This is a genomic window from Litoreibacter sp., assembly GCF_039974535.1.
GTDB lineage: Bacteria > Pseudomonadota > Alphaproteobacteria > Rhodobacterales > Rhodobacteraceae > Litoreibacter.
The window spans coordinates 28241-52809 of record NZ_JBDWIU010000011.1; the positions used below are offsets into that span (position 1 = coordinate 28241).

Annotated in this window: 23 protein-coding genes; 11 read left to right on the forward strand and 12 right to left on the reverse strand. The window is 57.0% G+C overall.

What is annotated here, in order from left to right:
• Nucleotides 1-18: 18 nt before the first annotated feature.
• The 3 genes from ABJN86_RS10570 to ABJN86_RS10580 form a co-directional block, all read right to left on the reverse strand.
• Nucleotides 19-1233: a RodZ domain-containing protein gene (locus ABJN86_RS10570; RefSeq protein ID WP_348377670.1), complete on the reverse strand. Its 1215-nt coding sequence runs from the start codon at nucleotides 1231-1233 to the stop codon at nucleotides 19-21.
• 117 nt (nucleotides 1234-1350) lie between these two features.
• Nucleotides 1351-2574 carry a 5-aminolevulinate synthase gene (hemA, locus tag ABJN86_RS10575; RefSeq protein ID WP_348377671.1) on the reverse strand — a complete coding sequence of 408 codons (1224 nt, stop codon included), beginning with the start codon at nucleotides 2572-2574 and terminating at the stop codon, nucleotides 1351-1353.
• A 158-nt stretch (nucleotides 2575-2732) separates the two neighbouring features.
• Nucleotides 2733-3320 (reverse strand): 5-aminolevulic acid synthase, encoded by a 588-nt coding sequence (locus ABJN86_RS10580; RefSeq protein WP_348377672.1) that lies wholly within the window; start codon nucleotides 3318-3320, stop codon nucleotides 2733-2735.
• 178 nt (nucleotides 3321-3498) lie between these two features.
• Between ABJN86_RS10580 and ABJN86_RS10585 the strand changes: the two genes are divergently transcribed.
• The 3 genes from ABJN86_RS10585 (at nucleotide 3499) to ABJN86_RS10595 (ending at nucleotide 5888) form a co-directional block, all read left to right on the forward strand.
• A complete protein-coding gene (locus ABJN86_RS10585; protein ID WP_348377673.1) occupies nucleotides 3499-4872 on the forward strand; it encodes a M20/M25/M40 family metallo-hydrolase in 1374 nt (457 codons plus the stop codon).
• A 253-nt stretch (nucleotides 4873-5125) separates the two neighbouring features.
• On the forward strand, nucleotides 5126-5419 hold the full coding sequence (locus tag ABJN86_RS10590; protein WP_348377674.1) for a metalloregulator ArsR/SmtB family transcription factor: 294 nt from the start codon (nucleotides 5126-5128) through the stop codon (nucleotides 5417-5419).
• Nucleotides 5420-5423: 4 nt separating this feature from the next.
• On the forward strand, nucleotides 5424-5888 hold the full coding sequence (locus ABJN86_RS10595) for an SRPBCC domain-containing protein (RefSeq protein ID WP_348377675.1): 465 nt from the start codon (nucleotides 5424-5426) through the stop codon (nucleotides 5886-5888).
• Nucleotides 5889-6117: 229 nt separating this feature from the next.
• Here the strand turns inward: ABJN86_RS10595 and ABJN86_RS10600 are convergent, their stop codons facing one another.
• Entirely contained in the window at nucleotides 6118-6579 is a 462-nt protein-coding gene (locus ABJN86_RS10600) for an Lrp/AsnC family transcriptional regulator (RefSeq protein WP_348377676.1), read from the reverse strand.
• A 138-nt stretch (nucleotides 6580-6717) separates the two neighbouring features.
• Here ABJN86_RS10600 and cysG point away from each other — a divergent pair, with 138 nt between their 5' ends.
• From cysG to ABJN86_RS10630, 6 genes are all read left to right on the forward strand, one after another.
• A complete protein-coding gene (gene cysG / locus ABJN86_RS10605; RefSeq protein WP_348377677.1) occupies nucleotides 6718-8100 on the forward strand; it encodes a siroheme synthase CysG in 1383 nt (460 codons plus the stop codon).
• Nucleotides 8097-8399 (forward strand): DUF2849 domain-containing protein, encoded by a 303-nt coding sequence (locus ABJN86_RS10610; protein WP_348377678.1) that lies wholly within the window; start codon nucleotides 8097-8099, stop codon nucleotides 8397-8399. The genes cysG and ABJN86_RS10610 overlap by 4 nt, the downstream gene beginning before the upstream one ends.
• Nucleotides 8399-10063, forward strand: a complete 1665-nt coding sequence (locus ABJN86_RS10615) for a nitrite/sulfite reductase (protein WP_348377680.1) — start codon at nucleotides 8399-8401, stop codon at nucleotides 10061-10063. The genes ABJN86_RS10610 and ABJN86_RS10615 overlap by 1 nt, the downstream gene beginning before the upstream one ends.
• A complete protein-coding gene (locus ABJN86_RS10620; protein WP_348377682.1) occupies nucleotides 10053-10772 on the forward strand; it encodes a phosphoadenylyl-sulfate reductase in 720 nt (239 codons plus the stop codon). The genes ABJN86_RS10615 and ABJN86_RS10620 overlap by 11 nt, the downstream gene beginning before the upstream one ends.
• Complete coding sequence (locus ABJN86_RS10625) at nucleotides 10769-11182, forward strand: DUF934 domain-containing protein (RefSeq protein WP_348377683.1); 414 nt, start codon at nucleotides 10769-10771, stop codon at nucleotides 11180-11182. The genes ABJN86_RS10620 and ABJN86_RS10625 overlap by 4 nt, the downstream gene beginning before the upstream one ends.
• A gap of 72 nt (nucleotides 11183-11254) precedes the next feature.
• Nucleotides 11255-12100, forward strand: a complete 846-nt coding sequence (locus ABJN86_RS10630; protein ID WP_348377684.1) for a ferredoxin--NADP reductase — start codon at nucleotides 11255-11257, stop codon at nucleotides 12098-12100.
• A gap of 111 nt (nucleotides 12101-12211) precedes the next feature.
• Here ABJN86_RS10630 and ABJN86_RS10635 read toward each other — a convergent pair whose 3' ends face one another.
• On the reverse strand, nucleotides 12212-13240 hold the full coding sequence (locus tag ABJN86_RS10635; protein WP_348432270.1) for a hypothetical protein: 1029 nt from the start codon (nucleotides 13238-13240) through the stop codon (nucleotides 12212-12214).
• A 236-nt stretch (nucleotides 13241-13476) separates the two neighbouring features.
• On the opposite strand from ABJN86_RS10635, the gene infC reads away from it, so the two are divergent.
• Complete coding sequence (gene infC, locus ABJN86_RS10640) at nucleotides 13477-13992, forward strand: translation initiation factor IF-3 (protein WP_348366960.1); 516 nt, start codon at nucleotides 13477-13479, stop codon at nucleotides 13990-13992.
• Nucleotides 13993-14091: 99 nt separating this feature from the next.
• Here the strand turns inward: infC and ABJN86_RS10645 are convergent, their stop codons facing one another.
• The 3 genes from ABJN86_RS10645 to ABJN86_RS10655 form a co-directional block, all read right to left on the reverse strand.
• Entirely contained in the window at nucleotides 14092-15057 is a 966-nt protein-coding gene (locus tag ABJN86_RS10645) for an XdhC family protein (RefSeq protein ID WP_348366961.1), read from the reverse strand.
• A 90-nt stretch (nucleotides 15058-15147) separates the two neighbouring features.
• Nucleotides 15148-16398, reverse strand: coding sequence for a VWA domain-containing protein (locus ABJN86_RS10650; protein WP_348366962.1), 1251 nt, complete (start codon nucleotides 16396-16398; stop codon nucleotides 15148-15150).
• Between the two features lie 70 nt (nucleotides 16399-16468).
• Nucleotides 16469-17374 carry a MoxR family ATPase gene (locus ABJN86_RS10655; protein ID WP_348366963.1) on the reverse strand — a complete coding sequence of 302 codons (906 nt, stop codon included), beginning with the start codon at nucleotides 17372-17374 and terminating at the stop codon, nucleotides 16469-16471.
• A gap of 111 nt (nucleotides 17375-17485) precedes the next feature.
• Here ABJN86_RS10655 and ABJN86_RS10660 point away from each other — a divergent pair, with 111 nt between their 5' ends.
• Nucleotides 17486-18706, forward strand: a complete 1221-nt coding sequence (locus tag ABJN86_RS10660; RefSeq protein ID WP_348366965.1) for an acyl-CoA dehydrogenase — start codon at nucleotides 17486-17488, stop codon at nucleotides 18704-18706.
• Nucleotides 18707-18986: 280 nt separating this feature from the next.
• On the opposite strand, the gene ABJN86_RS10665 is transcribed toward ABJN86_RS10660, so the two are convergent.
• The 4 genes from ABJN86_RS10665 to ABJN86_RS10680 form a co-directional block, all read right to left on the reverse strand.
• Nucleotides 18987-19451 (reverse strand): NUDIX domain-containing protein, encoded by a 465-nt coding sequence (locus ABJN86_RS10665; protein ID WP_348366967.1) that lies wholly within the window; start codon nucleotides 19449-19451, stop codon nucleotides 18987-18989.
• A 60-nt stretch (nucleotides 19452-19511) separates the two neighbouring features.
• A complete protein-coding gene (locus ABJN86_RS10670) occupies nucleotides 19512-21158 on the reverse strand; it encodes an iron ABC transporter permease (protein ID WP_348366969.1) in 1647 nt (548 codons plus the stop codon).
• 74 nt (nucleotides 21159-21232) lie between these two features.
• Nucleotides 21233-23506: a glycosyltransferase family 2 protein gene (locus tag ABJN86_RS10675; RefSeq protein WP_348366971.1), complete on the reverse strand. Its 2274-nt coding sequence runs from the start codon at nucleotides 23504-23506 to the stop codon at nucleotides 21233-21235.
• Nucleotides 23493-24524 carry a glycosyltransferase family 2 protein gene (locus ABJN86_RS10680; protein WP_348366973.1) on the reverse strand — a complete coding sequence of 344 codons (1032 nt, stop codon included), beginning with the start codon at nucleotides 24522-24524 and terminating at the stop codon, nucleotides 23493-23495. Before ABJN86_RS10680 ends, ABJN86_RS10675 begins: the two co-directional genes overlap by 14 nt.
• Between the last annotated feature and the right edge of the window lie 45 nt (nucleotides 24525-24569).

Below are 24569 nucleotides of genomic sequence, written 5' to 3' on the forward strand. Positions count from 1 at the left end.
GTCGAATTAATCCGCCGCCTACTCTGTCGCAGGGGCGTCAGGATCGACGACTGGCGCCGAGGCCATTGCGGTCAACGTCTCGGACAGCAAGCTGTCTGTCGTATCGGCGACCGCATAGTTTTCTGTAATTATATCAACGCCCAGTGCCACGTTCTTAGCAACCGATGTACCTGGTCCAGCTGGGCCGTAAGTTTCACCCTTCACATTAAAGAACAAGGATCCAGAGTTGCCTGCCCGCAAAACGGGGACTTCGTCGGTTTGTGGCAAGACATATGTCTCCCCCGCGTCGAGCACCTTCTCAAACAACACACTGCCGTCGGCGTTGGAAATACGGATCCAAGCGGGGCGCGTTGCGAAGAGCACGACATCGGGCGCATTCTCGGCGAACACTTGAGGTGTATCTAGCGCCGAGGCATCATCGGTTGCGCTATTAATCACTGCCGCGGCCAGACGATAATCCGGCTCACTCACAAGCGCACCGATCGAGTTGGGATCAAGCGCTGCAATAGGTCCATCCCGCGCAGTAAGCACGGGCGCGTCAAGAGCTTGAGGGCGATACAATCTATCCAACGAATCCGGTGCCGGTGCGACATAACCGGTTGCGGTCTCGCCCCCGCCCGAAGGTTGCTCGATCGTCGAAAGAGAGGCAACTTCGCTCGATATGCTTGGCGACTGGTCTACAGGTGCGAACTCTACGCGTTGAATTTCTTGCAACACGGAGTAGCCGCCATAGCCTATAAGGCCAATGAGGCCGAACAACACTGCGACGGAGCCAATTGCACCCGGTTCGATCTTCGAGAAAATGCTTTCCCCAGTTGGCGCATAGGGGGCAACGGGCCGTATAATCGCCTCTTCCCCTACGGCCGGCTTGCTGCGCGCTTTGTTGGCCTTGGCAGTCCCAGCGGAGGCGCCGGACAGCCCTTCAACACCAGAAAATCCGCTCTCGTTGCAGAACCGCTCAAAAGCCCAATCGGGGTCCATCCCCAAATAACGCGCGTAGGAGCGCACGTAGCCCGCAATAAAGCCTGGTGTCTCAAACACGGATGGATCGGAATTCTCGACAGCGGCAATATAGGTGGCTTTAATCTTCAACTCTCGTTGAACGTCCAGCAGCGACTTCCCAAGCGTCGCACGCTCGCCGCGCATCATGTCGCCTAGGCGCATTTCAAACGCGTCAAAACCCCGAGTTTCCTCGGTTTTTGTAGATTTGGGCTGTTTATTTCGCCCCAACATACACGCCTGCCTGCTCGTTCAATTTGTCCCAAATGTGCGCTGCCGATTCGTCCCCACAGCGCCGCATTGGATGCACACTAACACATCACGACAAAGTAATGCAGCGCCGAAAAACGGTTAACCCGCTAAGTCGGCACGATTCAGCGCACAATGGGACCACAGCCCGTCTAAAGCATCTACCAACGCATCAACCTGTTTGGGGCCGTGCACGGGAGATGGCGTAAAGCGCAATCGCTCCGTGCCGCGCGGAACAGTCGGGAAATTGATCGGCTGGACATAGATGCCATGATCATCAAGCAGCCGGTCTGAGATCATTTTGCACTTCACCGGATCCCCAACGTGAACCGGCACAATATGAGAGCCGTGATCAATCAACGGCAGCCCAAGCCCCTTCAAGCGCAGCTTCAATGCCGCAGCACCTTCTTGATGTTTCTTGCGCAATTCAGTGTCGGTTTTCAGATGCGCAACAGAGGCCGCGCCCCCTGCCGCAACGGCGGGGGGAAGCGACGTCGTAAAGATAAAGCCCGGCGCGTAAGATCTTATAGCATCACACATTTTCTCAGATGCGGCGATGTAACCGCCCATCACGCCGTAGGCTTTTGCCAACGTGCCATTGATAATGTCGATGCGGTCCATCAAGCCATCACGCTCGGCCACGCCTGCGCCGCGAGGGCCGTACATGCCAACCGCGTGAACTTCGTCGATGTAGGTCAGCGCGTTATACTCGTCCGCGATGTCCAAGATCTCCTTGATGGGGGCAAAATCGCCATCCATCGAATAGATGCTCTCAAAAGCAATCAGCTTTGGAACATTCGCAGGCACCGCTTCGAGTTGGGCACGCAGGTCATCCAAATCATTGTGTTTGAAGATGCCTTTCGCTCCGCCGTTGCGGCGAATGCCTTCGATCATGGAGGCATGGTTCAGGCTATCGCTCAGGATCACCAATCCAGGGAAAAGTTTAGGCAAAGTCGACAGAGTCGCGTCATTGGCGATATACGCAGATGTAAACAGCAGCGCCGTGTCCTTGTGGTGCAGGTCGGCCAGCTCGGCCTCCAGGCGCTTATGATACACTGTCGTGCCGGAAATGTTGCGCGTCCCGCCGGAGCCTGCCCCTGTTGCGTCAATCGCTTCATGCATGGCAGCCAAGACAACCGGATGCTGCCCCATTCCCAAATAATCGTTGCCACACCAAATAGTTACGTCCTGCTGGCTACCGTCAGTTTTCGTCCAAACCGCGTTAGGGAAATTGCCACGTGCGCGTTCAACATCAATGAAGGTTCTGTAGCGTCCTTCGTCGTGGAGGCGTTGAAGGGCGATATCAAGTGCAGATTCGTAAGTCACAGGTTTAACAGCCTTTATTGCGGGGCATTAGAACAGTTCTATCGCATGTAACGCGTTTGTGCCAACCAGAATAGGTTACAAATTGACGCCCCACGAAATTGTTAGACGACCGTCGGTCAAGCATGCCTCTCATCAGAAACAATGATGTTTAAGCTGTGTTAATCCGCAACGACAACTGTGCAATCAGATGCGCCCTCGCCCGCTTTCGCGCAGGCATCTAACGCTCTCGCCCCATCACCGCCTGCAAAACCAAATGTACCTTGGCTCTTAGATATAGCGAAAGCTTTTGGGCTTCCGAGTTTACGGTACTCTTTTCGAAAGGTGTCCGTCGCGTCGGCTGACAGGCTTAAGATGGCATCTGCATCGTGGCCTTTCGGCGAAACTTCCAAAACCACCACACAGCCTGCCGATTCCGCTTTGCGGTTCGCGTTACAATAGTCGAGCGCTGCGGTTCGTGCCGCATCCAACGAATGGTGCTGCCCAGAGGCGCTTAACCAGTCCACGAACAGCCCCTCATCAGCCGTCAAAGCCAACGCGCCGTAAAATGGGATAGTGTCCTTCAGCGACAACACAATGGCTTGCTGCTTTTCATCAAGAAACGAGGTGTCGGGCAGCTCGGCCACGACACGTGAACCTTTGGGCAAAATCTTGCGAACCTCTTTGAAAGTCAGCGACTCGGCGCTGGCGATTCCCCCAAAAGATGCGACTAAAATTGCGAGTACGCTGCTACGCATAGTGTAATTCATGCAAATTACCCCAATATACAGATGATTGTTCACCGACATTACGCGTCAAATCGGCCTCAGTCTCAAGGGGGAAATATCATTGTTTCGATACCGGCGAAAGCGGGCGCTTGACGCTAGACAGTGCCTGCCCGCCTGTTAACTTAGTGCCCACATAACTCAGCATGGGGGCTGACACAGAATGACACTGAACGCAGTATTGGATCAGGTAGATGGAGATTTGGAATCATCCGTCGCCCGCCTGTTGGAGCTTCTCCGCATCCCATCAATCTCCACCGATCCCGCCTATAAAGGGGATTGCGACACAGCCGCTGAATGGCTGGTGGATGACCTGCAAAGCATTGGGTTTGACGTCTCGAAACGCCCGACCACGGGTCATCCGATGGTTGTGGCCCATGCCGAGGGCGAAGGCCCTCACGTCCTGTTCTATGGCCATTATGATGTGCAACCTGTGGACCCGCTTTCCCTATGGGATAACCCGCCGTTTGAGCCACGCTTGGAAGACACCGACAAAGGTCCAGTGATCCGTGGCCGCGGCTCGTCCGACGACAAGGGGCAGCTGATGACCTTCGTTGAGGCCTGCCGCGCGTGGAAAACCGTTCATGGATCACTGCCCGCCAAGATCTCCTTGTTCTTTGAGGGTGAAGAAGAAAGCGGCTCGCCATCGTTGGTGCCCTTCATGCAAGACAATGCGGATGAGCTGAAAGCCGACATCGCGTTGATCTGCGACACGGGCCTATTTGGCGAAAGCACGCCCGCCATTGTGACCCGCCTGCGCGGCTTGTTGGGCGAGGAATTGACCATCACTGGCCCCAACAAAGACCTCCATTCCGGCATGTATGGCGGGATTGCACGCAACCCGGTTCGCGTTCTGTCCAAGATCATCGCCAGCCTGCATGACGCCACGGGCAAGATTATGGTGCCAAACTTCTACGACGGCGTCGAAGAACTGCCCACGAATATCGCGCAGCAATGGAATGATTTGGGCTTCGAGGACGCTGAATTCCTTGGCGAAGTTGGCTTAGGTGTCCCTGCTGGCGAGGACGGGCGCACGGGGCTAGAAATGATCTGGTCGCGCCCCACCTGCGAGGTCAACGGCATCTCTGGTGGCTACCAAGGCGACGGCTTCAAAACTGTCTTGCCGTCCGTTGCGAGCGCCAAAATCTCCTTCCGCTTGGTCCCAGGACAAGACCCGCTCAAACTCCGCGAGAGCTTCCGTGCCTTCGTCCAAGCGCAATTGCCTGAGGATTGCACGGTTGAGTTCAAGGCGCACGGGGCATCCTCGGCATCCGAGATGTCGACCCAGCACCCAGCGTTCGAGCAAGCCCGCGCCGCCCTGTCCGACGAATGGCCCAACCCCGCAGCTTTCGTTGGCTGCGGCGGCTCCATCCCGATTGCGGGCCACTTCAAGGACATCTTGGGCATGGACGCCATGTTGGTGGGCTTTGGCAAAGACGACGACCAGATCCATTCGCCGAATGAGAAATACGACCTGTCGAGCTTCCACAAGGGCATCCGCTCTTGGGTGCGCGTGCTTGACGCCATGTCCAAGTAACCAATGGGCGGCGGCTATCTAAGCCGCCGCTTATTCTTACTGCGTACAACATCAGAGTTTTCCATCTACGACAAAAAACCGTCGTCACCGACGGTTTTTCAACCATCATGGAAGTCAGCTACACGGATTTAATTGCCATTCACTGCGACTGCGAGAACGGCCGATTTCTGCACTTTGCAGCGTGAACGGGCATCTCAAATGCAATTCATCTTTTTGTGGATTGCCATTTATAGCGAGTTGCTTATCATAAGGCATGTCTTATGATAAGCAACTGAGCGCCTTCTCGCATCCATTACGTCAACAAATTCTGACTCACCTCGCATTGCGTTCGATGTCTGTGCGCGAGCTAACCGATGCAACCAACGTGTCGCAGCCTGTTATGTCGCAGCACCTCAAGGTGTTGAAAGAGGTTGGATTGGTTGCGGCCACATCTGTTGGCGCAAGCAATATCTACGGTCTAGAGGGCGAGAAACTTGAAGAATTGCGCGCGCACTGGACCGCGCATTGGGCGAACTTGCTCGCATCGCTCAACAACTCAAAGGATTAGCACCATGTCACTTGAACCAATCAAAGTTGAAGCGGTTATTAACCGTTCTCCTGCGGAGGTTTTCGAAGCGTTCATGTCAAACGCCACCGATTGGTGGCCGCTGGAAAGCCACTCCATTGGCCCTCATCTTGGGGAACCAGTGCCCGAGGAGGTCGTAATAGAGCGACATGAGGGAGGCCGAATCTTTGAGGTATCTCCTGCTGGAGAGCACCGACTTTGGGGGGTAATTCATGAATTCAAGGAAGGTACAAAGCTATCGTTCTCATGGCATCCAGGAATGGACGAAGCACTTGCTACTCAGGTTACGGTTGAGTTTCAGGCAATAGATAATCGGAAAACTCTTGTTACTTTAATCCACAAGGGTTGGAGCGCTCGTGGTGATGAAGCTACTGCAATCCGGGAAAACTATGTCTCAGGCTGGAAGGACATTATCGAAGTTCGCTTTAGCAATTTCGTGAATAGAAACTAGGGAGTATAGTGTTTTCTCACGTCGACTGGATGGCAGCTTCGCGCAACTTGTGACTGTTAACGGGCCGCGCAGCATCGGTCACTTTGAGCTCGAAGCCTTCATTCGCCCCGACTTCAGCAGGCAGAACGCCTGCGCGTTGTTTACGAAATATAGCACTTGCTGGCGTCAAACGATCATCCCTGATGGCTTCGCCCGTAGCCCCATGTTGATCGAGCGGGCACTCCGCATTCTACAGCGGCAAGGACGTGGTGGATTTGATCTCCTCCATGGACAGCAAGGCCGTCACGTTGAAGATCCGCACCTCAGTGATCAACGCTTGGTAGAACACATCATACGCACGCGCATTGGCCACGCGCACCTTCAAGATGTAGTCGATGTCGCCCGCCAACCTATGGGCCTCCAACACTTCTGGACGCGCACGCAACGCGTGCAAGAACTTGTCCTGCCAATCGCTTTCGTGCTCCGACGTGCGCACCAAAACGAAGAAACACGCTTCCAAACCCAGCTTTTCAGGATCAAGCACAACCGTGTCCTGCTTGATAACCCCAGAGGCGCGTAATTTCTTGATTCTGTTCCATACTGGCGTCTTGGAACTGCCTGTTTTTCTAGCAATTTCATCAAGACTCTGTGAGGCGTCCTCTTGCAGCTGCGCGAGGATGTTCCGGTCCATCGCATCTATCTGAACTTCCATTCCTATATTCCTTCCATTTCAAAACGTCCGTTCTGAATTCACGCTCAGATAGAACAATATTCCTTATCTGTCCAAATGGATAGGCAAAATTGGGAAATTTTCCTATATATTGTTGCAAGCAAACGAAGGACGCCTCTTATGAAGCACTTTCCGATCTTTATGGCCCTAGAAGGCCGCCGCGTTGTCGTCTCCGGTGGAGGCGAGGCAGCGCTTGCGAAATTGCGCCTGCTTCTGAAGACCGAAGCGAACCTTACAGTCGTTGCCGCCGACCCCGCCGCCGAGATCGTATCTTGGGCCGCCGAGGGCCGCGTGGCGCTGATTGAGCGCGCGATGGAAACTGGCGACGCAATCTGCACAAGCCTATTCTACGCCGCCAATGAGGACGACGTCGAGGACGCACGCGTCGCCGCGATCGCCAACCGTGAAGGCGCCTTGGTCAACATCGTCGACAACCTTGCTGACAGCCAATTCATCACCCCCGCCATGGTCGACCGCGATCCGGTGGTTGTGGCCATTGGCACCGAAGGGGCGGCACCTGTGCTGGCGCGCGCCATCAAGAAAGACATCGAGGAGCGCCTGTCGCCCCGCCTTGGCCTGATGGCACGTATCGGCAAAGCCTTCCGCGCTAAAGCCGACGCCCTGCCCTTCGGCGTGAAGCGTCGCGAATTTTGGGCCGACTACTACGCACAAGACGTAGGCTCTGAAGCTGAGGCCTCCGCGACATTGGACACTTTGCTCGACCAACACCTGTCGGCACACGCCAAGGAAGGCCGCGTGGACCTCGTCGGCGCAGGCCCCGGTGATCCGGAATTGCTGACCTTAAAGGCGCGCAAGGCGTTGGACGCTGCCGATGTGGTCATTTACGACCGCCTCGTCGCCCCTGAAATCTTGGAGCTGGCGCGCCGCGAAGCCATCATGTTGTCCGCTGGCAAGGAAGGCTTCGGCCCCTCCGTCACACAAGACACGATCAACGAAATGATCGTCAGCCACGCCCGCTCAGGTGCGCATGTTGTGCGCCTCAAGTCTGGTGATCCAACCGTCTTTGGTCGCCTCGACGAGGAAATCGAGGCCTGCGACGCGTCCGGCATCACTTGGAACATCGTGCCGGGCATCACTTCGGCCTCTGCTGCGGTGGCGGCTTTGGGTCAAAGCTTCACCAAACGCGGACGCAACTCTGGCGTTCGGTTCCTGACCGGCCACGACACCAAGGGCTTTGCCGACCATGATTGGAAAACCCTAGCCCGCGAGGGCGAGGTCGCTGCGATCTATATGGGCAAGAAATCCGCCCGCTTCATCCAAGGCCGCCTGCTGATGCATGGCGCCGACCCGCTGACACAGGTGACGGTGATTGAAAACGCCTCCCGCCCCGAGCAACGCATCCTCGCCACGACACTAGGCGAGCTGGAGCCAACATTGACACAAGCCAACCTGTCCGGCCCCGCGCTGGTCTTCCTTGGCCTTGCCCCACGAGCGGCCCTGAACGCCGCACAACAACAAGAAGAAATGGAGGCTGCGATATGAGCAAGCCATTCACCCCAAAAGTCGTAACGGCAAATGCTTTGCTGGAAGGCGACGTTGTTTACCTGATGGCCAACGACCAATGGTCGCGCCACCTGAGCGAGGCCGAAGTCATCGAAGACGAGGCCCACGGCGACCTGCGCGTTCTACAAGGCAACTCCGAGCCTGACCTCGTTGTTGGTGTCTACCTCGCCGATGTGGCGATCGTAGACGGCAAGCCGCAGCCCACGCACTTTCGCGAAGAGTTCCGCACACGCGGCCCATCCAACTACAACCACGGCAAACAGGCGGAGCTGGTTTAATGTATCAGTATAATGACTTCGACCGCGACTTCCTCGCGGAACGCAACGCACAATTCCGCGCCCAAGTAGAGCGCCGCATTGACGGCTCCCTGACCGAGGACGAGTTCAAGCCTTTGCGCCTGATGAACGGGTTGTACCTGCAATTGCACGCCTACATGCTGCGTGTGGCTATTCCTTACGGCACGCTCAATGGCGGGCAAATGGATGTGCTGGCAGACATTGCCGACAAATGGGACAAGGGCTACGGCCACTTCACCACACGTCAAAACATTCAGTACAACTGGCCAAAGCTGAAAGACGTGCCTGACATGTTGGACGCTTTGGGCGAAGTTGGCATGCACGCCATCCAGACCTCGGGCAACACCATCCGCAACGTCACCGCCGACCACTTCGCCGGTGCCGCCAAGGATGAGATCGCAGACCCGCGCCCAACGGCCGAGCTGTTGCGCCAATGGTCCACGGATCACCCTGAGTTCCAGTTCTTGCCCCGCAAGTTCAAGCTGGCGGTCACAGGCTCCGCCAACGACCGTGCCGTAATCAAGGCACATGACATTGGCATCCGCTTGCTGTCGCGCGACGGCGAAGAAGGCTACGAGATCGTTGTGGGTGGTGGCTTGGGCCGCACGCCAATGATCGGCAAAGTGCTGCGTGAGTTCCTGCCAAAAGCGGACCTACTTCCCTACTGCGAAGCCATCGTCAGCGTCTACAACCTGCTGGGCCGCCGCGACAACAAATACAAAGCCCGCATCAAGATCACCGTGCATGAGAACGGCATCGAGACCATCCGCGACTTGGTGGAAGAGCGCTTTGCGCTGCTTAAACCTCAGTTCGGCGGCGTTGATCAGGAGATGCTAACAGGCATCGAGGCGCAATTCGCCCTGCCCGAGTTCACAACCGGCGCAACTGACAGCTTCACCGCTGCCTATGATGCTGATCCAGTGTTCCGCTCTTGGGTCGACACCAACCTGACCGCGCATAAGAACGATGACTATTCCATCGTGTCGATCTCGATCAAAAAGCACGGCGAAACACCAGGTGACGCGACATCTGCGCAAATGCGCGAGATGGCAGCGATTGCCCGCGAGTTCGGCCACAATGAGCTTCGCATCAGCCACGAGCAAAACGTGATCCTGCCGCATGTGCACAAATCGCACCTGCCAGCGATCCACGCGCGCCTGAAAGCGGCTGACTTGGCGACGGCAAACATCGGTAAGATCTCCGACATCATCGCCTGCCCCGGCATGGACTACTGCGCCTTGGCAACAGCACGCTCAATCCCAGTTGCGCAGCAGATTGCGATCCGCTTTGACGAGCTGAAGCTTGAGCACGACATCGGCGACCTAAAGATCAAAATCTCGGGCTGTATCAACGCCTGTGGTCACCACCACGTGGGCCACATCGGCATCCTTGGTTTGGACCGCGCGGGCGTGGAGAACTACCAGATCACTCTTGGCGGCGATCACACCGAGACGGCCGAAGTTGGCAAGCGCGCAGGTCCGGGCTTTGCCTATGACGAAATCGTGCCTGCAATCGAGCGCCTGATCGGGGCCTACCTTGAGGTCCGCAACGACGAAAATGAACGCTTTATCGATGCCTACCGCCGTCTTGGCTTGGCACCGTTCAAAGCGGCTCTTTACCCGGAGGCTAAAGCAAATGCCGCTTAAGGAACTGGCCGAACGCCGCGCTATTTTGCACGGCAAGAGTGACCCGCAAACGGTCATCAAGCATGCGTTGGACGATGTACAGATTGGCAAGGTTGCCATGGTCAGCAGCTTTGGCGCGGAAAGCGTCGTGTTGCTGCACATGATCTCTCAGATCGATCCTGACGCGCCGATCTTGTTCATCGACACCGAGATGCTATTCCCAGAAACGCTGCAATATCAAAAAGATGTGGCCAAGCACCTTGGGCTGACCAACGTGCAGGTGATCAAGCCATCCCGTGAGAAGTTGCTAGAGAACGACGTCGACAGCATCTTGCACACCATTGACACAGACGCGTGCTGTAACCTGCGCAAGACGCAGCCCCTTGATAATGCGTTGAAAGATTACGACGGCTGGATCACTGGGCGCAAACGTTTCCAAAACGGCCAACGCGCCAGCCTGCCGGTCTACGAGATGGCCGACGGGAAGATCAAAATCAATCCGCTTGCCGGTTGGGACGCGTCGAAGCTGGCCGCCTACATCAAAGAGCACAAACTGCCCAAACACCCGCTGGTTGAGCGTGGGTTTCAATCTCTTGGTTGCGCACCGTGCACAACCAAGACAAAACCCGGCGAAGATCCACGTGCAGGCCGTTGGCGCGGTCAGGACAAATCCGAATGCGGCATCCACATCGTGGATGGCAAAGTCGTTAGACAAAGGAACGCAGCATGAGCGTTATCGTAACCGACACAGGCTTCGCGCCCGACACTTGGGACCGTGGCTTTACCGATCTAGCCGAATTGCCGGCGAACGACACGCCTTGCTGTGTGGACGTACCCTCGGACGCTGATCCAGCAGGCCTGTCGAACCGCCTGAGCGACATCGAGATGATCCGCATCGACTTCCCCAGCTCCGCTGACGGTCGCGGCTTCACCATCGCGCGTCGTTTGCGCTTGATGGGGTTCGCAGGACAATTGCGCGCCAAGGGCCATGTTTTGGCCGACCAATACGCCATGGCGCGTCGGTCCGGCTTTGACGAAGTTGAAATCGATGATGCGCTAGCCGCCCGCCAGCCAGAAGACCAATGGTTGGCCCGCGCGGATTGGAAAGCAAACGACTATCAAGCCCGACTGCGCGGCTGAACGTCCTATTTAACAAACGATCTAAGATCATTAGAAAGGCCGGTGAGGGACACCCCTCGCCGGACAATTGCAATGAATGAAGTAACCAACATGAACGCTCCCGTTAAAGCTGTCCCCACTCTGCCTGACGCGCAAACCGTCACGGAAGTGAAGCACTGGACAGATCGCCTATTCTCTTTCCGCGTCACGCGCCCCGCCTCCTTGCGGTTCCGCTCGGGCGAGTTCGTGATGATCGGCCTTATGGGCGACCCACACCCCGAGACAGGCAAGCAAAAGCCACTGCTGCGCGCCTATTCCATCGCGTCCCCATCGTGGGACGAAGAGTTGGAGTTCTACTCGATCAAGGTGCAAGACGGCCCGCTGACCTCCAAGTTGCAACACATCAAGGTCGGCGACGAGGTCATCCTTCGCCCAAAACCTGTTGGCACCTTGGTTCACGACGCGCTGCTGCCGGGCAAACGCTTGTGGTTCTTCGCCACTGGCACGGGCTTCGCGCCCTTCGCCTCCCTGCTGCGCGACCCGCAGACGTTTGAGGATTACGACGAAATCATCATCACCCACACCTGCCGCGAAGTGGCGGAGCTGGAGTATGGCCGCAAGCTGATCGAAGACATCCGCACCGACGAAATGCTGGTTGAGCTGTTGGGCGAAGAGAACCTTAAGAAGCTGGTGTACTACCCGACGACCACCCGTGAAGAGAGCCCCAAGATGGGCCGCGTTACAGACAAGCTGCGCTCCGGCGATATCTTCGAGGATCTGGGCATCCCACCAATGAGCGCCGAGACAGACCGCGCGATGGTGTGCGGCTCCATGGGCTTGAACACTGACCTTAAAGAAATCTTCGAGGGCTTCGGCCTAGAGGAAGGCGCTAACAGCGACCCTAAACACTATGTGGTTGAGAAGGCGTTTGTGGGTTAAGCCCCTCCCCCAACTGACAAATTAAAAACGCCGCGTCGGATGATCCCGACGCGGCGTTTACTTTTTCGTGCAATGCTTGGGCCGGTTGGGCCCAAGCCACTTGCTTAAGTCTTACAGACCCATAGCCGATTTGATTTGGTCAAGTACGCCAGACAGAAGCTCTGGGTTTTCTTGAGCTTTGCTCAGGCCAGCCTTCAACGTGGTCTTGGTGATCGCGCCCATCTCGGAGCCGTCAACCATCTCAACAACCTGATCGTAGTTGAAACCATCAACCGACAGCAGATCGCTGATACCGGATGTTGCCGTGTCAGTCGCAGCTTCAACAGCTGTATCTGTCGCAGCTTCAACGGCTGTATCTGTCGCAGCTTCAACGGCTGTGTCTGTCGCAGCTTCAACGGCTGTATCTGTCGCAGCTTCAACGGCTGTGTCTGTCGCAGCTTCAACGGCTGTGTCTGTCGCAGCTTCAACGGCTGTGTCAGTCGCAGCTTCAACAGCGGTAGATGCTGCTTCTGTAGCTGTCTCAGTCGCAGTTTCGGTTACAGCCTCGGTCGCAGTCTCAACCGCAGTGGATGCAGCTTCGGCTGCTGTGTCAGCAACTGCAGCAGTCGTGTCAGTCGCAGCTTCAACCGCAGTGGATGCAGCTTCAGTTGCTGTATCGGCAACTGCAGCAGCCGTGTCAGTCGCAGCGTCAACCGCAGTGGATGCAGCTTCAGTTGCTGTGGCGGCAACTGCAGCAGTCGTGTCAGTCGCAGTCTCAACCGCAGTGGATGCAGCTTCGGCTGCTGTGTCAGCAACTGCAGCAGTCGTGTCAGTCGCAGCTTCAACCGCAGTGGATGCAGCTTCAGTTGCTGTATCGGCAACTGCAGCAGCCGTGTCAGTCGCAGCTTCAACCGCAGTGGATGCAGCTTCAGTTGCTGTGTCGACTGCACCTTCAACAGTTTCGGTTACTGCGTCTGTCGCGGTGCTTGCTGCATCGGCTGCGGCCTCAGCGGTCGCTTCAGCTGCGCCTTCAACTGCAGAAGCGGCTTCGCTGGATACTTCCTTAGCAGCTTCCATGACGTCGCTGCCATTGTTCTTCCAAACATACCCACCGACACCAATCAGTGCGATCACGGCGACTGCTATAATACCAGGTTTCATAATTCATCTAGTCCCTATGATTATGCAGGAAAGATCTTCCCTGCTGATGGCGATGAGCTATGACAAAGAATTAGCAGTTACAACGGGGTTTCGTTATTCATTTTCCCCGTCTATAGAAAACAGGCGGAAAACCGACTTGTAGGACGCCGCTCCGCCCTTTAGTTTAGCGTCCTGATACTGTTGAAACCAAAGAAGGACTTCAGGCCATAGCCCGCAGACCACATAATGCGCCACCCGTGCGCGAAACCGGACCGCGCGTCAACGACCGCATCCGCTCAGACGAAATTCGCCTCATTGGCGCAGAAGGTGAAAACGTAGGCGTTGTGACGCCTGCCCGTGCGATGGCCATGGCTGATGAAGCCGGGCTTGATCTGGTAGAGATCTCGCCAAACGCCAACCCGCCTGTTTGCAAAATCATGGATTTCGGCAAGTACAAGTACGAGACCCAGAAGAAAGAGGCCGAGGCCCGCAAGAAGCAAAAGATCATCGAGATCAAAGAGGTCAAGTTCCGCCCGAACACTGACACCAATGATTACGATGTGAAAATGCGCAACGTCTTCAAGTTCTTGGAAAACGGCGACAAGGTGAAAGTCACCCTGCGCTTCCGTGGCCGCGAAATGGCCCACCTGAACTTGGGTCGCGAGCTGCTGGAACGTGTTGCAGCCGACATCGAAGGCTCCGGCAAGGTCGAGAACTTCCCCAAAATGGAAGGCCGCCAGATGATCATGCTGATCGGCCCGCTCAAGACCTAAAGTCACGCAGTCTTACTGCTCCGAATACATTGCCCCGATAGCCGTTTGGCCGTCGGGGCTTTTTGTTTAATTCTCGTTGTTCGGTCGGGCCGAACTCCGTTAAGCCCCCCGCAATGCCTGAACGATTTGCGCCATGATACTGATGGCAATTTCGGCCGGCGACTTCGCGCCAATGTTTAGGCCCACCGGTGCTTGAATACGGGCAATGTGGTCGGTGCTGAACCCAGCCTCTTCCAGCCGCGCGACCCGTTTGGCGTGGGTGCGAGTGGACCCAAGGCTGCCAAGATAGAAGCAGTCCGACCTCAGTGCTGCTTGTATCGCCGGATCGTCCAGCTTGGGGTCATGCGTCAAGGTCACGACCGCCGTGCGTGCGTCAATGCCGAAACTGTCCAACGCCGCATCTGGCCATTCATGCACCAATGCGGTGTCGGGAAACCGCGCGGCACTGGCGAAGGCTTCGCGCGGGTCAATCAACACCGGCGCAAAGCCCGCCGCACGCGCCATAGGGATCAGGCTTTGCGCAATGTGAACGCCGCCGATCACCGCCATACGCAGGGGCGGATTATGGATGCCAACGAATGTGTTGCCCTCAAATCCGGATTTATCAGAGCGGAAACGGGCAAGATGCGCCTCAACCCCTGATAAATCCCTCCGCCAATTTTCAATATCCACCGTATAGGCAATGGGGGTGCTAGCCGAGCGTGCCGCGACCAAATCTGCCAACATGCTCTCTGGTATCGCGGCACCGACAGGTTCCACCAACACGCGGATGGTGCCGCCGCAAGCCAGCCCAACCGCGAAGGCCTCATCATCGGAGACGCCGTATTCCAACAGGCGCGGTTGGCCGTCGTCCAAGGCGTCCATCGCCTCGACCACGACCGCGCCTTCAACGCAGCCGCCCGAGACGGACCCCATGATGTCCCCCTGCCCCGATATGGCCAAAAGTGATCCGACGGGGCGAGGTGCGGAGCCCCATGTCTCCACCACTGTGGCCAAGGCAGCACCCCTCCCGTTTCGGTGCCATTCAAGGGCGATGGAGGGGATATCATTATGGTCAGTCGTCACGGATATATCCTTATTAAAACGCAGGCATGTTTGGCGGAACCAACTTTTCAATGGTAGCAGCGACCCAGTCAAAGAACATGACCCATTCCATCAAATTAGCGCCATCAGGCGTGCCTTCTCGCCCGCATCATCTGGTTGTGAGATCGCATCGGCCAAAGCTTCAAGTGCCGCGATATTATGGCCCGCGCGAAAGCTGTCGACATGGGGCAACATCGCTTTGATGCCACGGGCTTTGGGCGCGAATTCCTCCCAACGCAGCAAAGGATTAAGCCAGATCACCTTTTTGGCCGTCAATTGCAGACGACGCATCTCGGCCACTAGTGCGTCAGGATCATCACGGTCCAAACCATCCGTAATAAGAAGCACCACCGCCCCGCCCCCCATCACGCGGCGCGACCAATCGCGGTTGAATTGATGCAGGCAAGTGCCAATCTGCGTCCCGCCCTCCCAGTCTTGCGCCTGCGCCCCTGCGGCGGCCAACGCGGCGTCCACATCACGGGTCGCCAGATGGCGGGTAATGTTGGTCAACTGCGTGCCAAAGGTGAACGCATGAACCTTAGCCCAACCCGCGCCCTTCTCGTTACTGACCGCATGTAAGAAATGCAGCACCGCGCGGGAGTATTGCGACATGGAGCCGGAAATATCGCAAAGCGCCACCAGATTAGGCCAGCGCTCGCGGCGAGCTTTGGGCGCGAATTTTTGTATCTCCCCACCTTGGCGCATGGCCGCGCGTAGGGTTTCGGGACCGTCAATCATGCGCCCGTTGGCAGTGAGATGCGTACGGCGCGATTTCAGCGGCTTGATCGGCAAGCTCAGTTTGGTCAGCATCCGTTTGGCGGCGGCCATTTCCGCATTGCTCATCAACTCAAAGTCCAATGAGCGAAGGCGCTCTTCGCGCGACATCGTGCGCGAGGCATCGATTTCGATTTCGGTCTCGCCTTCGCTTTCCTCCACCTCCGGCACATCCCGCTCCACCCCGTCTAAAAGGGCTTCGGCGGCACGCTTTTGGGCTGGCTTGGCCTTTTGCTCGTCTTGCACGCCGCGGATCATTGGGCTGAGCGCTGCAATCATATGTTCCAAATACTGCGGATCGCGCCAGAACAGCTTGAAAGTTTGCGCAAATATAATGCGGTGCTCTGGGCGTGAAACAAAGCAGGCTTGCAGAACGTAAAAGAAATCTGGTTTGTGGGTGAACCCGACAGTCTCCACCGCGCGGATGGCGTCGATCACCCGCCCCGAGCCGACTGGCAGACCCGCGGTGCGCAACGCCCGCGCGAACCATGTGATATTGTCGGCGAGCTTGCCGTCTTCGGGGATTTCTAAGGGGGGGAGTTCTACCATAGGTCCGTTGATTGGGGGCCAGCCCCCAAGCCCCCGAGGTATTTTTGAAGCAATGATGGGGACAGACGGATCATGCGAGTTCTGCGCGGACCTCTTCGAGGATACGTTTTGCCTCCGAGCCTTGGATTTTTTGGATGTCGTCTTGGTATTTTAAGATGGCACCAAGTGTGTCTGCGATCACCTCTGGGCTCATGGTGATTGCATCGAGCGCAAGCAAACATTTGGCCCAATCGATGGTCTCCGCCACACCGGGGGCTTTGAACAGATCTTCTTTGCGTAGACGTTGTACGAAGCCTACGACTTCGCGGCTGAGGGCGTTTTGCGCCTCGGGGGCGCGGGCTTGCAGGATTGCCATTTCGCGGTCGAAATCAGGGTAGTCGACCCAGTGATAGAGGCAGCGCCGCTTGAGCGCGTCATGGACTTCGCGGGTTCGGTTAGAGGTCAGAATGACAATTGGGGGTTCTGGTGCTTTTATCGTGCCCAGCTCTGGGATCGTGACTTGGAAGTCCGACAGGGCCTCCATGAGGTAAGCTTCGAAGGGCGCGTCGGTGCGGTCCAATTCGTCGATCAGCAAGACTGGCGGCCCGCCGTCTTGGGGCTGCATCGCCTCCAGCAAGGGGCGCGCGGTGAGGTATTCGTCGCTAAATAACTCCGATTGCAGCGCCGCGCGGTCGGTGGCGCCTGTGGCCTCCGCCGTGCGGATGGCAACCATTTGAGCGGGGAAGTTCCATTCATAGACCGCAGAGGACGCGTCCAGCCCCTCATAGCATTGCAACCGGATCAGACGGCGACCAAGTGCGGCCGCAATGGCTTTGGCTATCTCGGTTTTCCCAGTGCCTGCCTCGCCTTCCAAAAACATCGGGCGCCCCAGCTTAAGCGACAGGTAAACCACCGTCGCCAAAGACCGCCCACAGATGTAGTTTTCTTGGGCAAGTAGCGCGATGGTCTCGTCAATGGACTGGGGCAGTTTTGGCATTAAGGTCTCCTCTGTGGCCCATAGCTGCATCTACACCGCGCGTCGTCAAGCATTGCCCACAAACAAAGCGCGACTATAGTCAAATGCGAATCCTGCATTTGGAGCCTACCTATGAACGTGACCACCCCGATTTCCGCCAAAGACGCGCCAGACATGGCCCGCTTTGACTGGGAAGACCCCTTCCGTCTTGAGGATCAGCTTAGCGAGGACGAGCGCATGTTGCGCGACGCGGCCCGCAGCTTTGCTGAAACCACGTTGGCGCCGAAAGTCATCGACGCCTACCGCGAGGAAACCGTGGACCCCGACATGTTCAAAGCAATGGGATCGGCGGGATTGTTGGGTCTGACCGTGCCGGAGCAATACGGCGGCTTGGGTGCGTCCTATGTAACCTACGGATTGGTGGCGCGCGAGATTGAGCGTGTGGATTCGGGGTATCGCTCCATGATGTCGGTGCAATCGTCGCTGGTGATGTACCCGATCTATGCCTATGGCTCCGAGGAGCAACGGCAAAAGTACCTGCCCGGCTTGGCCTCAGGTGACTTGATCGGCTGCTTTGGCCTGACGGAGCCTGACGCGGGCTCCGACCCTGCGGGTATGAAGACGGTCGCGGTAAAAACGGACACGGGCTATGTGCTCAACGGCTCGAAGATGTGGATTTCAAACTCGCCCTTCGCAGATGTCTTTGTGGTTTGGGCCAAATCCGACGCCCATGGCGGTAAAATTCGCGGCTTCGTTCTGGAGAAAGGCATGGAGGGGCTGTCTGCGCCCAAGATTGGCGGCAAGCTGTCGTTGCGCGCCTCGACCACCGGCGAGATCGTTATGAAGGATGTGGCGGTGGGTGACGACGCGCTGCTGCCCAACGTAGAGGGTCTGAAGGGACCGTTCGGCTGCCTTAACCGTGCGCGCTACGGCATCTCGTGGGGCGTTTTGGGGGCGGCAGAGTTCTGCATGCACGCCGCGCGCCAATACGGGCTGGACCGCAAGCAGTTCAACAAACCCTTGGCGCAAACCCAGCTGTATCAAAAGAAGCTGGCGGATATGTTGACCGAGATATCATTGGGATTGCAGGCATCCTTGCGGGTTGGCCGCTTGATGGATGAGGGCCGCGCCGCGCCTGAGATGATTTCGATAGTTAAACGCAACAATTGCGGCAAGGCGTTAGACATGGCGCGGGTGTCGCGGGACATGCATGGCGGCAATGGTATCCAAGAGGACTACCAAGTCATGCGCCACATGGTGAACCTTGAGACGGTGAACACCTATGAGGGAACGCATGATGTGCATGCGCTTATTCTTGGGCGGGCAGTGACGGGTTTGCAGGCGTTTTTCTGAGGAAATCCACATATCTGTTCTGAAGTCGGGCGGCCATTTGGTCGCCCTTTTTCGTAGCGGTTAGTGGTGCCCCATGTTTTCTGATTTTTTTAGTCAGATATACTTGCATCTCTCATAAATTACTTTATCAAACTAAAACAGTAAGAATAAGAGAGCTTTGCTGAAAACAGGTCTCCCGACGAGTTTCCAGCAACGACGGGAAAGGCGCAGTGGGCAACCTCTGCGTCTTTTCTTTTGGATATTCTAGAACTTCAAATGTTTCAAAAGAAACTTAACGACTTTATAGACCCTTAATTCGCAGGTGTTTGCTTGGGCTGCGCTCAATAAACTCATCCTCGATCCAACTCAGAACACGTCGCTGGCCGCCGAATGCAACCATCTCGGCAGCTTTATCAAAACTTACCCAGTGATAATCGCTGTGCTCATGATTCAACGACACCTCAGCTGTGGCTTTGACGAAGGCAACAAAGACAGGTGCGATCGTAATAGCATCGCGATCTTCTTCATAGAATTGCTCGCAAATATCCGCAGAATACAACGCTTCCGGCATTAAGCCCGTCTCTTCTTGAAGCTCACGCAAGGCGGCTTGCCAAGCCGTCTCCCCTTCCTCGACTTTACCCGCGACCTGACACCATTCCCCTACTAGGGTTTGCGTTCTTTTAAGCAAAAGAACCTCGTGTCGCGTTTCCGTTTTGCGCAAAGCCACAAGCGACACTATAAATGCGCGTATTGGAATTTCTGCCATGATACAGCTCCCCTCCCGTCAAAATATGTAGAAATCAAATCGCGGGCGATAGCCTGCAACTTAACGCCGGCGCACCTGTCGGCAAATCAGGACCACGGGCAGCAGGCCAATGGCCACGATCACCAAGGAGGGCACCGCCGCCCCCTCTAACCGCTCGTCCGAGGCGAGGCGGTAGGCCTGCACCGCCAATGTGTCATAGTTGAAGGGGCGCAAGATAAGCGTCGCGGGCAGCTCCTTCATCACGTCAACAAAGACGATCAGCAAAGCCGTTAGCAAGCTTGGCCGCAGAATGGGGAAATGCACGCGGCGCAGGGTGCCTAAGGCGGTTTGCCCCAAAGCCCGCGACGCCATATCCATATTCGCGTTTACCGCCACCTGCCCGCCTTCATATGCGCCCAAAGCGGCTGCCAAGAAGCGGATCATATAGGCCGCGACCAGCAGCCAGATAGAACCGGTGACCAGCAGTCCCGTGGACACATCGAACGTCTCGCGCATCCATGCGTCCAGCGCATTGTCGAAATTGGCGAAGGGCACCATCAGCCCCACCGCGATCACGCCACCTGGAACCGCGTAGCCCAAGCGGGCGATGGAGGTGGAAATCTGCGATAATGGCCCGTCGTCGAGCCGTTGCAAGTACCCCAACACCACCGCAGCCGCGAGGGTCACCATCGCGGCCACCGCCGCCAGAGTGACCGAATTCACGGCGAAGGAGATATAACGTGACGAGAACAGGTTTTGCTCACTGCCAAAGCTCATGATCAGCAAGGCCAGCGCGGGAAGGACCCCGCCCAAAAGCACCGGAATGACGCACAGCGTTGTCGCCCCCCATTTGGCCCAGCCTTTCAGCTCTATCGCGGCCATCGGCTCTTGGCGTTTGGAGCTGTCGTGGTATTTTGCCCGCCCACGGCTCGTGCGCTCCAACACCGCCAACACCAAGGCGACCATCAAAATGCCCGATGCCAATTGCGCCGCCCCTGCCCGATCCCCAAGCGAGAACCAGCTGGTGTAGATGCCCGTCGCGAAGGTTTGCACACCGAAGTAAGCGACTGTGCCAAAGTCGGCGATGGTCTCCATCACCGCCAGCAACACGCCCGAGGCAATCGCTGGGCGTGCCATCGGGATCGAGACCCGCAAAAACGCTTGCCACGGGGTTTTGCCCAAGGCCCGCGCCGCCAAGAACGACGTGGCACTTTGCTGCAAGAAGGCCGCGCGCGCCAACAGGTAGACATAGGGGTATAGCACCAAGATCAGCATCGCCGCCGCACCACCGACGGAGCGTATCTCGGGGAACCAGTAGTCGCGCGCGCCCCACCCCGTCACATCGCGCAGGGTCGACTGAACTATGCCGGGGTGATCCAGCAGATGGGTGTAGGCGTAGGCCAGCACATAGGCTGGGAATGCCAAGGGGATCACCAATGCGATCTCTAGCAGCTTGCGCCCGGGGAATTGGGCCATCGTGACCAGCCACGCGGCCCCCGTTCCGATCATCAACGTGCCGACTGACACCAACAACACCAACAGCACAGTGGTCTTGGTGTAGCGGCTCAGGACCGTCTCGGCGAGATGCACCAACGTGTCGCCGCCCCCCGTCAGTGCCGCAATCGCCACGGCAACCATCGGCAGCAAGCAGATGGCGGCCAAGACAACCGCCGCTATGCGCAGGGTTTTGGGGCCTTTCGCGGCCGGAGGGATGACTAATTTCGACATTTCCCTGTCTCTACAAGGGCCGCCCGCTGATGGGAAGGCATGGCCGACAAAAACACTCACCAATAACGTGGCTGTCAGTGGGTGGTTTTTACTTTCTCAACGGTGAAGAAGAAGTCCTCCGGGATGTCCTCTTGCAGGGCCACCTCGTCAGGCACCACGTCTGGGCCTGCCAAAAACACATTCGCGCCGAAGTGGTTGTGCATACGCGCCAAGCGCTCCATCCGCGGGCCAGTGAGATCGCGGTAGAAGTTGGAGTAGTTCTCCGTGGCCTTCAGCTCCTCGATCTTCTCGCGGTGCTTGCCCACGGAATATTCATGGGCCGCACGCAATTCAGGATCAGACATCAAGCGGTCAAACTCAGCCTGCAACATCGGCAACTTCGTTTGTGCGGAATCGTTATGCTCCCAGTTGTTGTTCATGCGGAACCAATAGCTTAGCCCCTGATCGCGGTCCACGTGGTTCACCCGCCCCCGGTCGCGCTTCACAAGGAAGCTTTCGGCGGAGCGCACGGCGTAATGGTTCAGCGATACCAAATCGTAACCATAGCTATCCGTGGTTGAGCGCCAACCGTTGCGGATCAGCTTCTTCGGCATCGGCTTGCCCGACCCGTTGACCCATTTGATCTTATCCCACAGGTCCGGCTTCAAACCTTTAGGGCGGTGAACCCCCATCTTTTTGTAGATGCCAATGTTGCGGAACAGCGTTTTGAAGCCCCACGCCTGATGCGGCTTGCGGCACAGCTCGGGCGCGCACTGGGTGAATTGCGTGACAAGGAAATCATCCGCATATTCATGCACATCCCCATTACCATAGAGCCGCCACGTCAGGGAGATCATATTCGCGTCGCCCACCGCCTTATAAAGGTCGTCCAGCTTACCCTCGCCCACGTGGATGTTGATGAATTCGTCCACATCCATCGAAATCGCCCAGCCCGCGTTCTTGAACACGTCTTCGCGCCCTGCGGCGTCCAGCGCCCAGTGTTGCGGCTTCAAATCGGTGCCCGCAAACTTGTTGTCGCGGCGTTGCAGGATGCCGCGATCTTGCAGCAAGTCCAGCAGCTCGTCCGTGCCGTCGTTGCAGTCGTTGGTGTAGACAAGGAAGTCGTCTACGCCGATGGCCCGGTGGTAGGCGATCCATTCCAGAATGAACGGCCCCTCGTTTTTCATGCAGGTCACAATGGCCGTGCGTCCGCCGTCAATGGCCTTGCCCGACGGCTCCTCCATCTTACTTTCAGGGGGGCGCACCGGCTTGTGATCCCAGACGTCACGCGCCATGGCCAGCAGGTGTTCATCCTCGATCAACGAGGTTTTCGGCACCAGCTCCGCCGCAGAGTTTTTCGGGTGCCGGATCGCCATTGCGCGCAGGAAAGGCATCGCCTCCTCTGGCTTCGGCTCCGCATCGATGATCCGCACAAACCGCCAAACCTTGTCGCTGCCAACCCGCGAAGGGGCCACGCACCAACGGCGGTTCGCACGCGGATTTTCAAATTGGCGGCAAATGTGATCGCCATAACGAGGCTTCTTCTTCGGGCGCACCCGCCAAGGGTAGATGCGTTGCCCCACCAGCGGGATGACCCCGACCGACGAGTTATGCACTGCCTCAAACGGATTGGCGTCTAGTGCGACCAAATCGGTCAGATCAATGTTCATCACCGCCCGCGCACGACCCAAGAACCGCCACTTCGCCCATTCGTAAAGCGACAACTCCGCCAACGGGGACACTTGCGGGTCTGTGGGCAGGTCATCCATGCGATCCTTGCCCGGCGCATCCGGCGCGTTATAGGGATGGTCCGCCGGCGGCAGGGTCACGTCACCAAGAGGCACTTTAGACTTCACATGCACCAGACGTCGCAGACCAACTTCGGCGCTTAGGGCTTTAAGTTTTCGCTCAAACCCTTTCTCATTATTGGGTTTTTCGCGGTCAATCATCAAGACAGCCTGCAATCCATGCCCAACCACATGGTAACGCAGCCACTCCTCAATCACCTCGATGCTTTCGCCGTTTCGCTCCAGCATGCAGACGTTCATGTCCTCGAACAAGTCCGTCTCTGGTTGCTGCACGGGCAGCTTCAACTCGCCCTCTTTCAGCGCCATTTTGATATGGCCCGAAGGCTGCTCTGCAGTGCCGACAAACATCGGCCCGCCATTAATCATCCGCGCCTCGGAGAACTTGGCGCGGCCCTGGCGCGCCTTGGGGTCGAACGGATCGTAGGAGGTGCCGGTCTTGAAGAACACCCGCAAGCCCATGCCCCCGATAGGATCTTCCCATCCGATACAGTCAAGCGCCACAAGCCCTTGATCTTCAACAACATTCAATTCGCGCTTTAGGTAGATGTCAGTTTGAGCCATGGACCTGTCCATAACGCTTGACCAGCTCCAATGCCACCGCATCCGGCAATTGCGCCGATCCTTCGGCCAACAATAATCGCCCGTATAGCTTCAATGCATCAGGTTCACGCATCAATTCACCAAACCGCGCACGGTGCCAATCACGGCACGTCGTCTGCGCTTGCGCCACCCCATCCAGCGCTAGATAGCCCTGCAAAACCGTCTGCGTTGCGGCGGACATATGCGCGATGGAGCGCTCCTCCACCGTGTTAAAATTCCGCTCCACCCAATAGGTCAGGTCGATTTGTTTTTGCTGGTGGTTTGGCAGACCGCGCCCGCGTTTCAGCATGAAATCCGCAGCAGAGCGCACCGAGTAATGGTTCAATTGCACCAAATCACGCGCGATGGGCTTGCCCCAAAGCATGATCTGCCCGTCATTTTCCGCCACAGCCTGCGGCACCGACATGCCCGAGCCATCGACGACACGCGGCACACCGTGGCGTTCCACGTTCTTCTGCTTAGGCCGATGAACCCCCAACTGACGGAACGGGCCGTCGCGGCGAAATAGGGATTTGAAGTAGCTGCCGATTGCTGGGTACAGCAGGTTTTCGGGGGCCGCCTTGGTAAAGCGCTCTGTTGTGGGATCACCCGACAGCGACGCCTGTCCGCTATGGCCAAACAGCCGCCACGGAAGAAGGATCAAATCCGCGTCAGCTCTAGAAATCAGGTCAACAATGGATGACAAGCCATTGGATAGGTTTAAAAATTCATCACAATCCGAACACATCACCCAATCCGCATCAACGACCAACGGGTGCTCCCAAGCCGCCTTTAGCGCACGCCATTGCGGTGGCTTTTTGCCCTCATCCAGCGGCACATGCACCACATCGGGCAACAGCTCCAACAGCGCTTCCGTGCCGTCTTCGCAATCATTGGTGTAGACAAGAAAGTCGGTAATCCCAGCTGCGCGGTGATGAGCGATCCATTCCAGCAAATGCGGCCCTTCGTTGCGCATGGTGGTGACGAGTGTGATGTTCATATGACGCCTTATGCCCTTACCGCACATTTTCCCCGTGAAACGAAT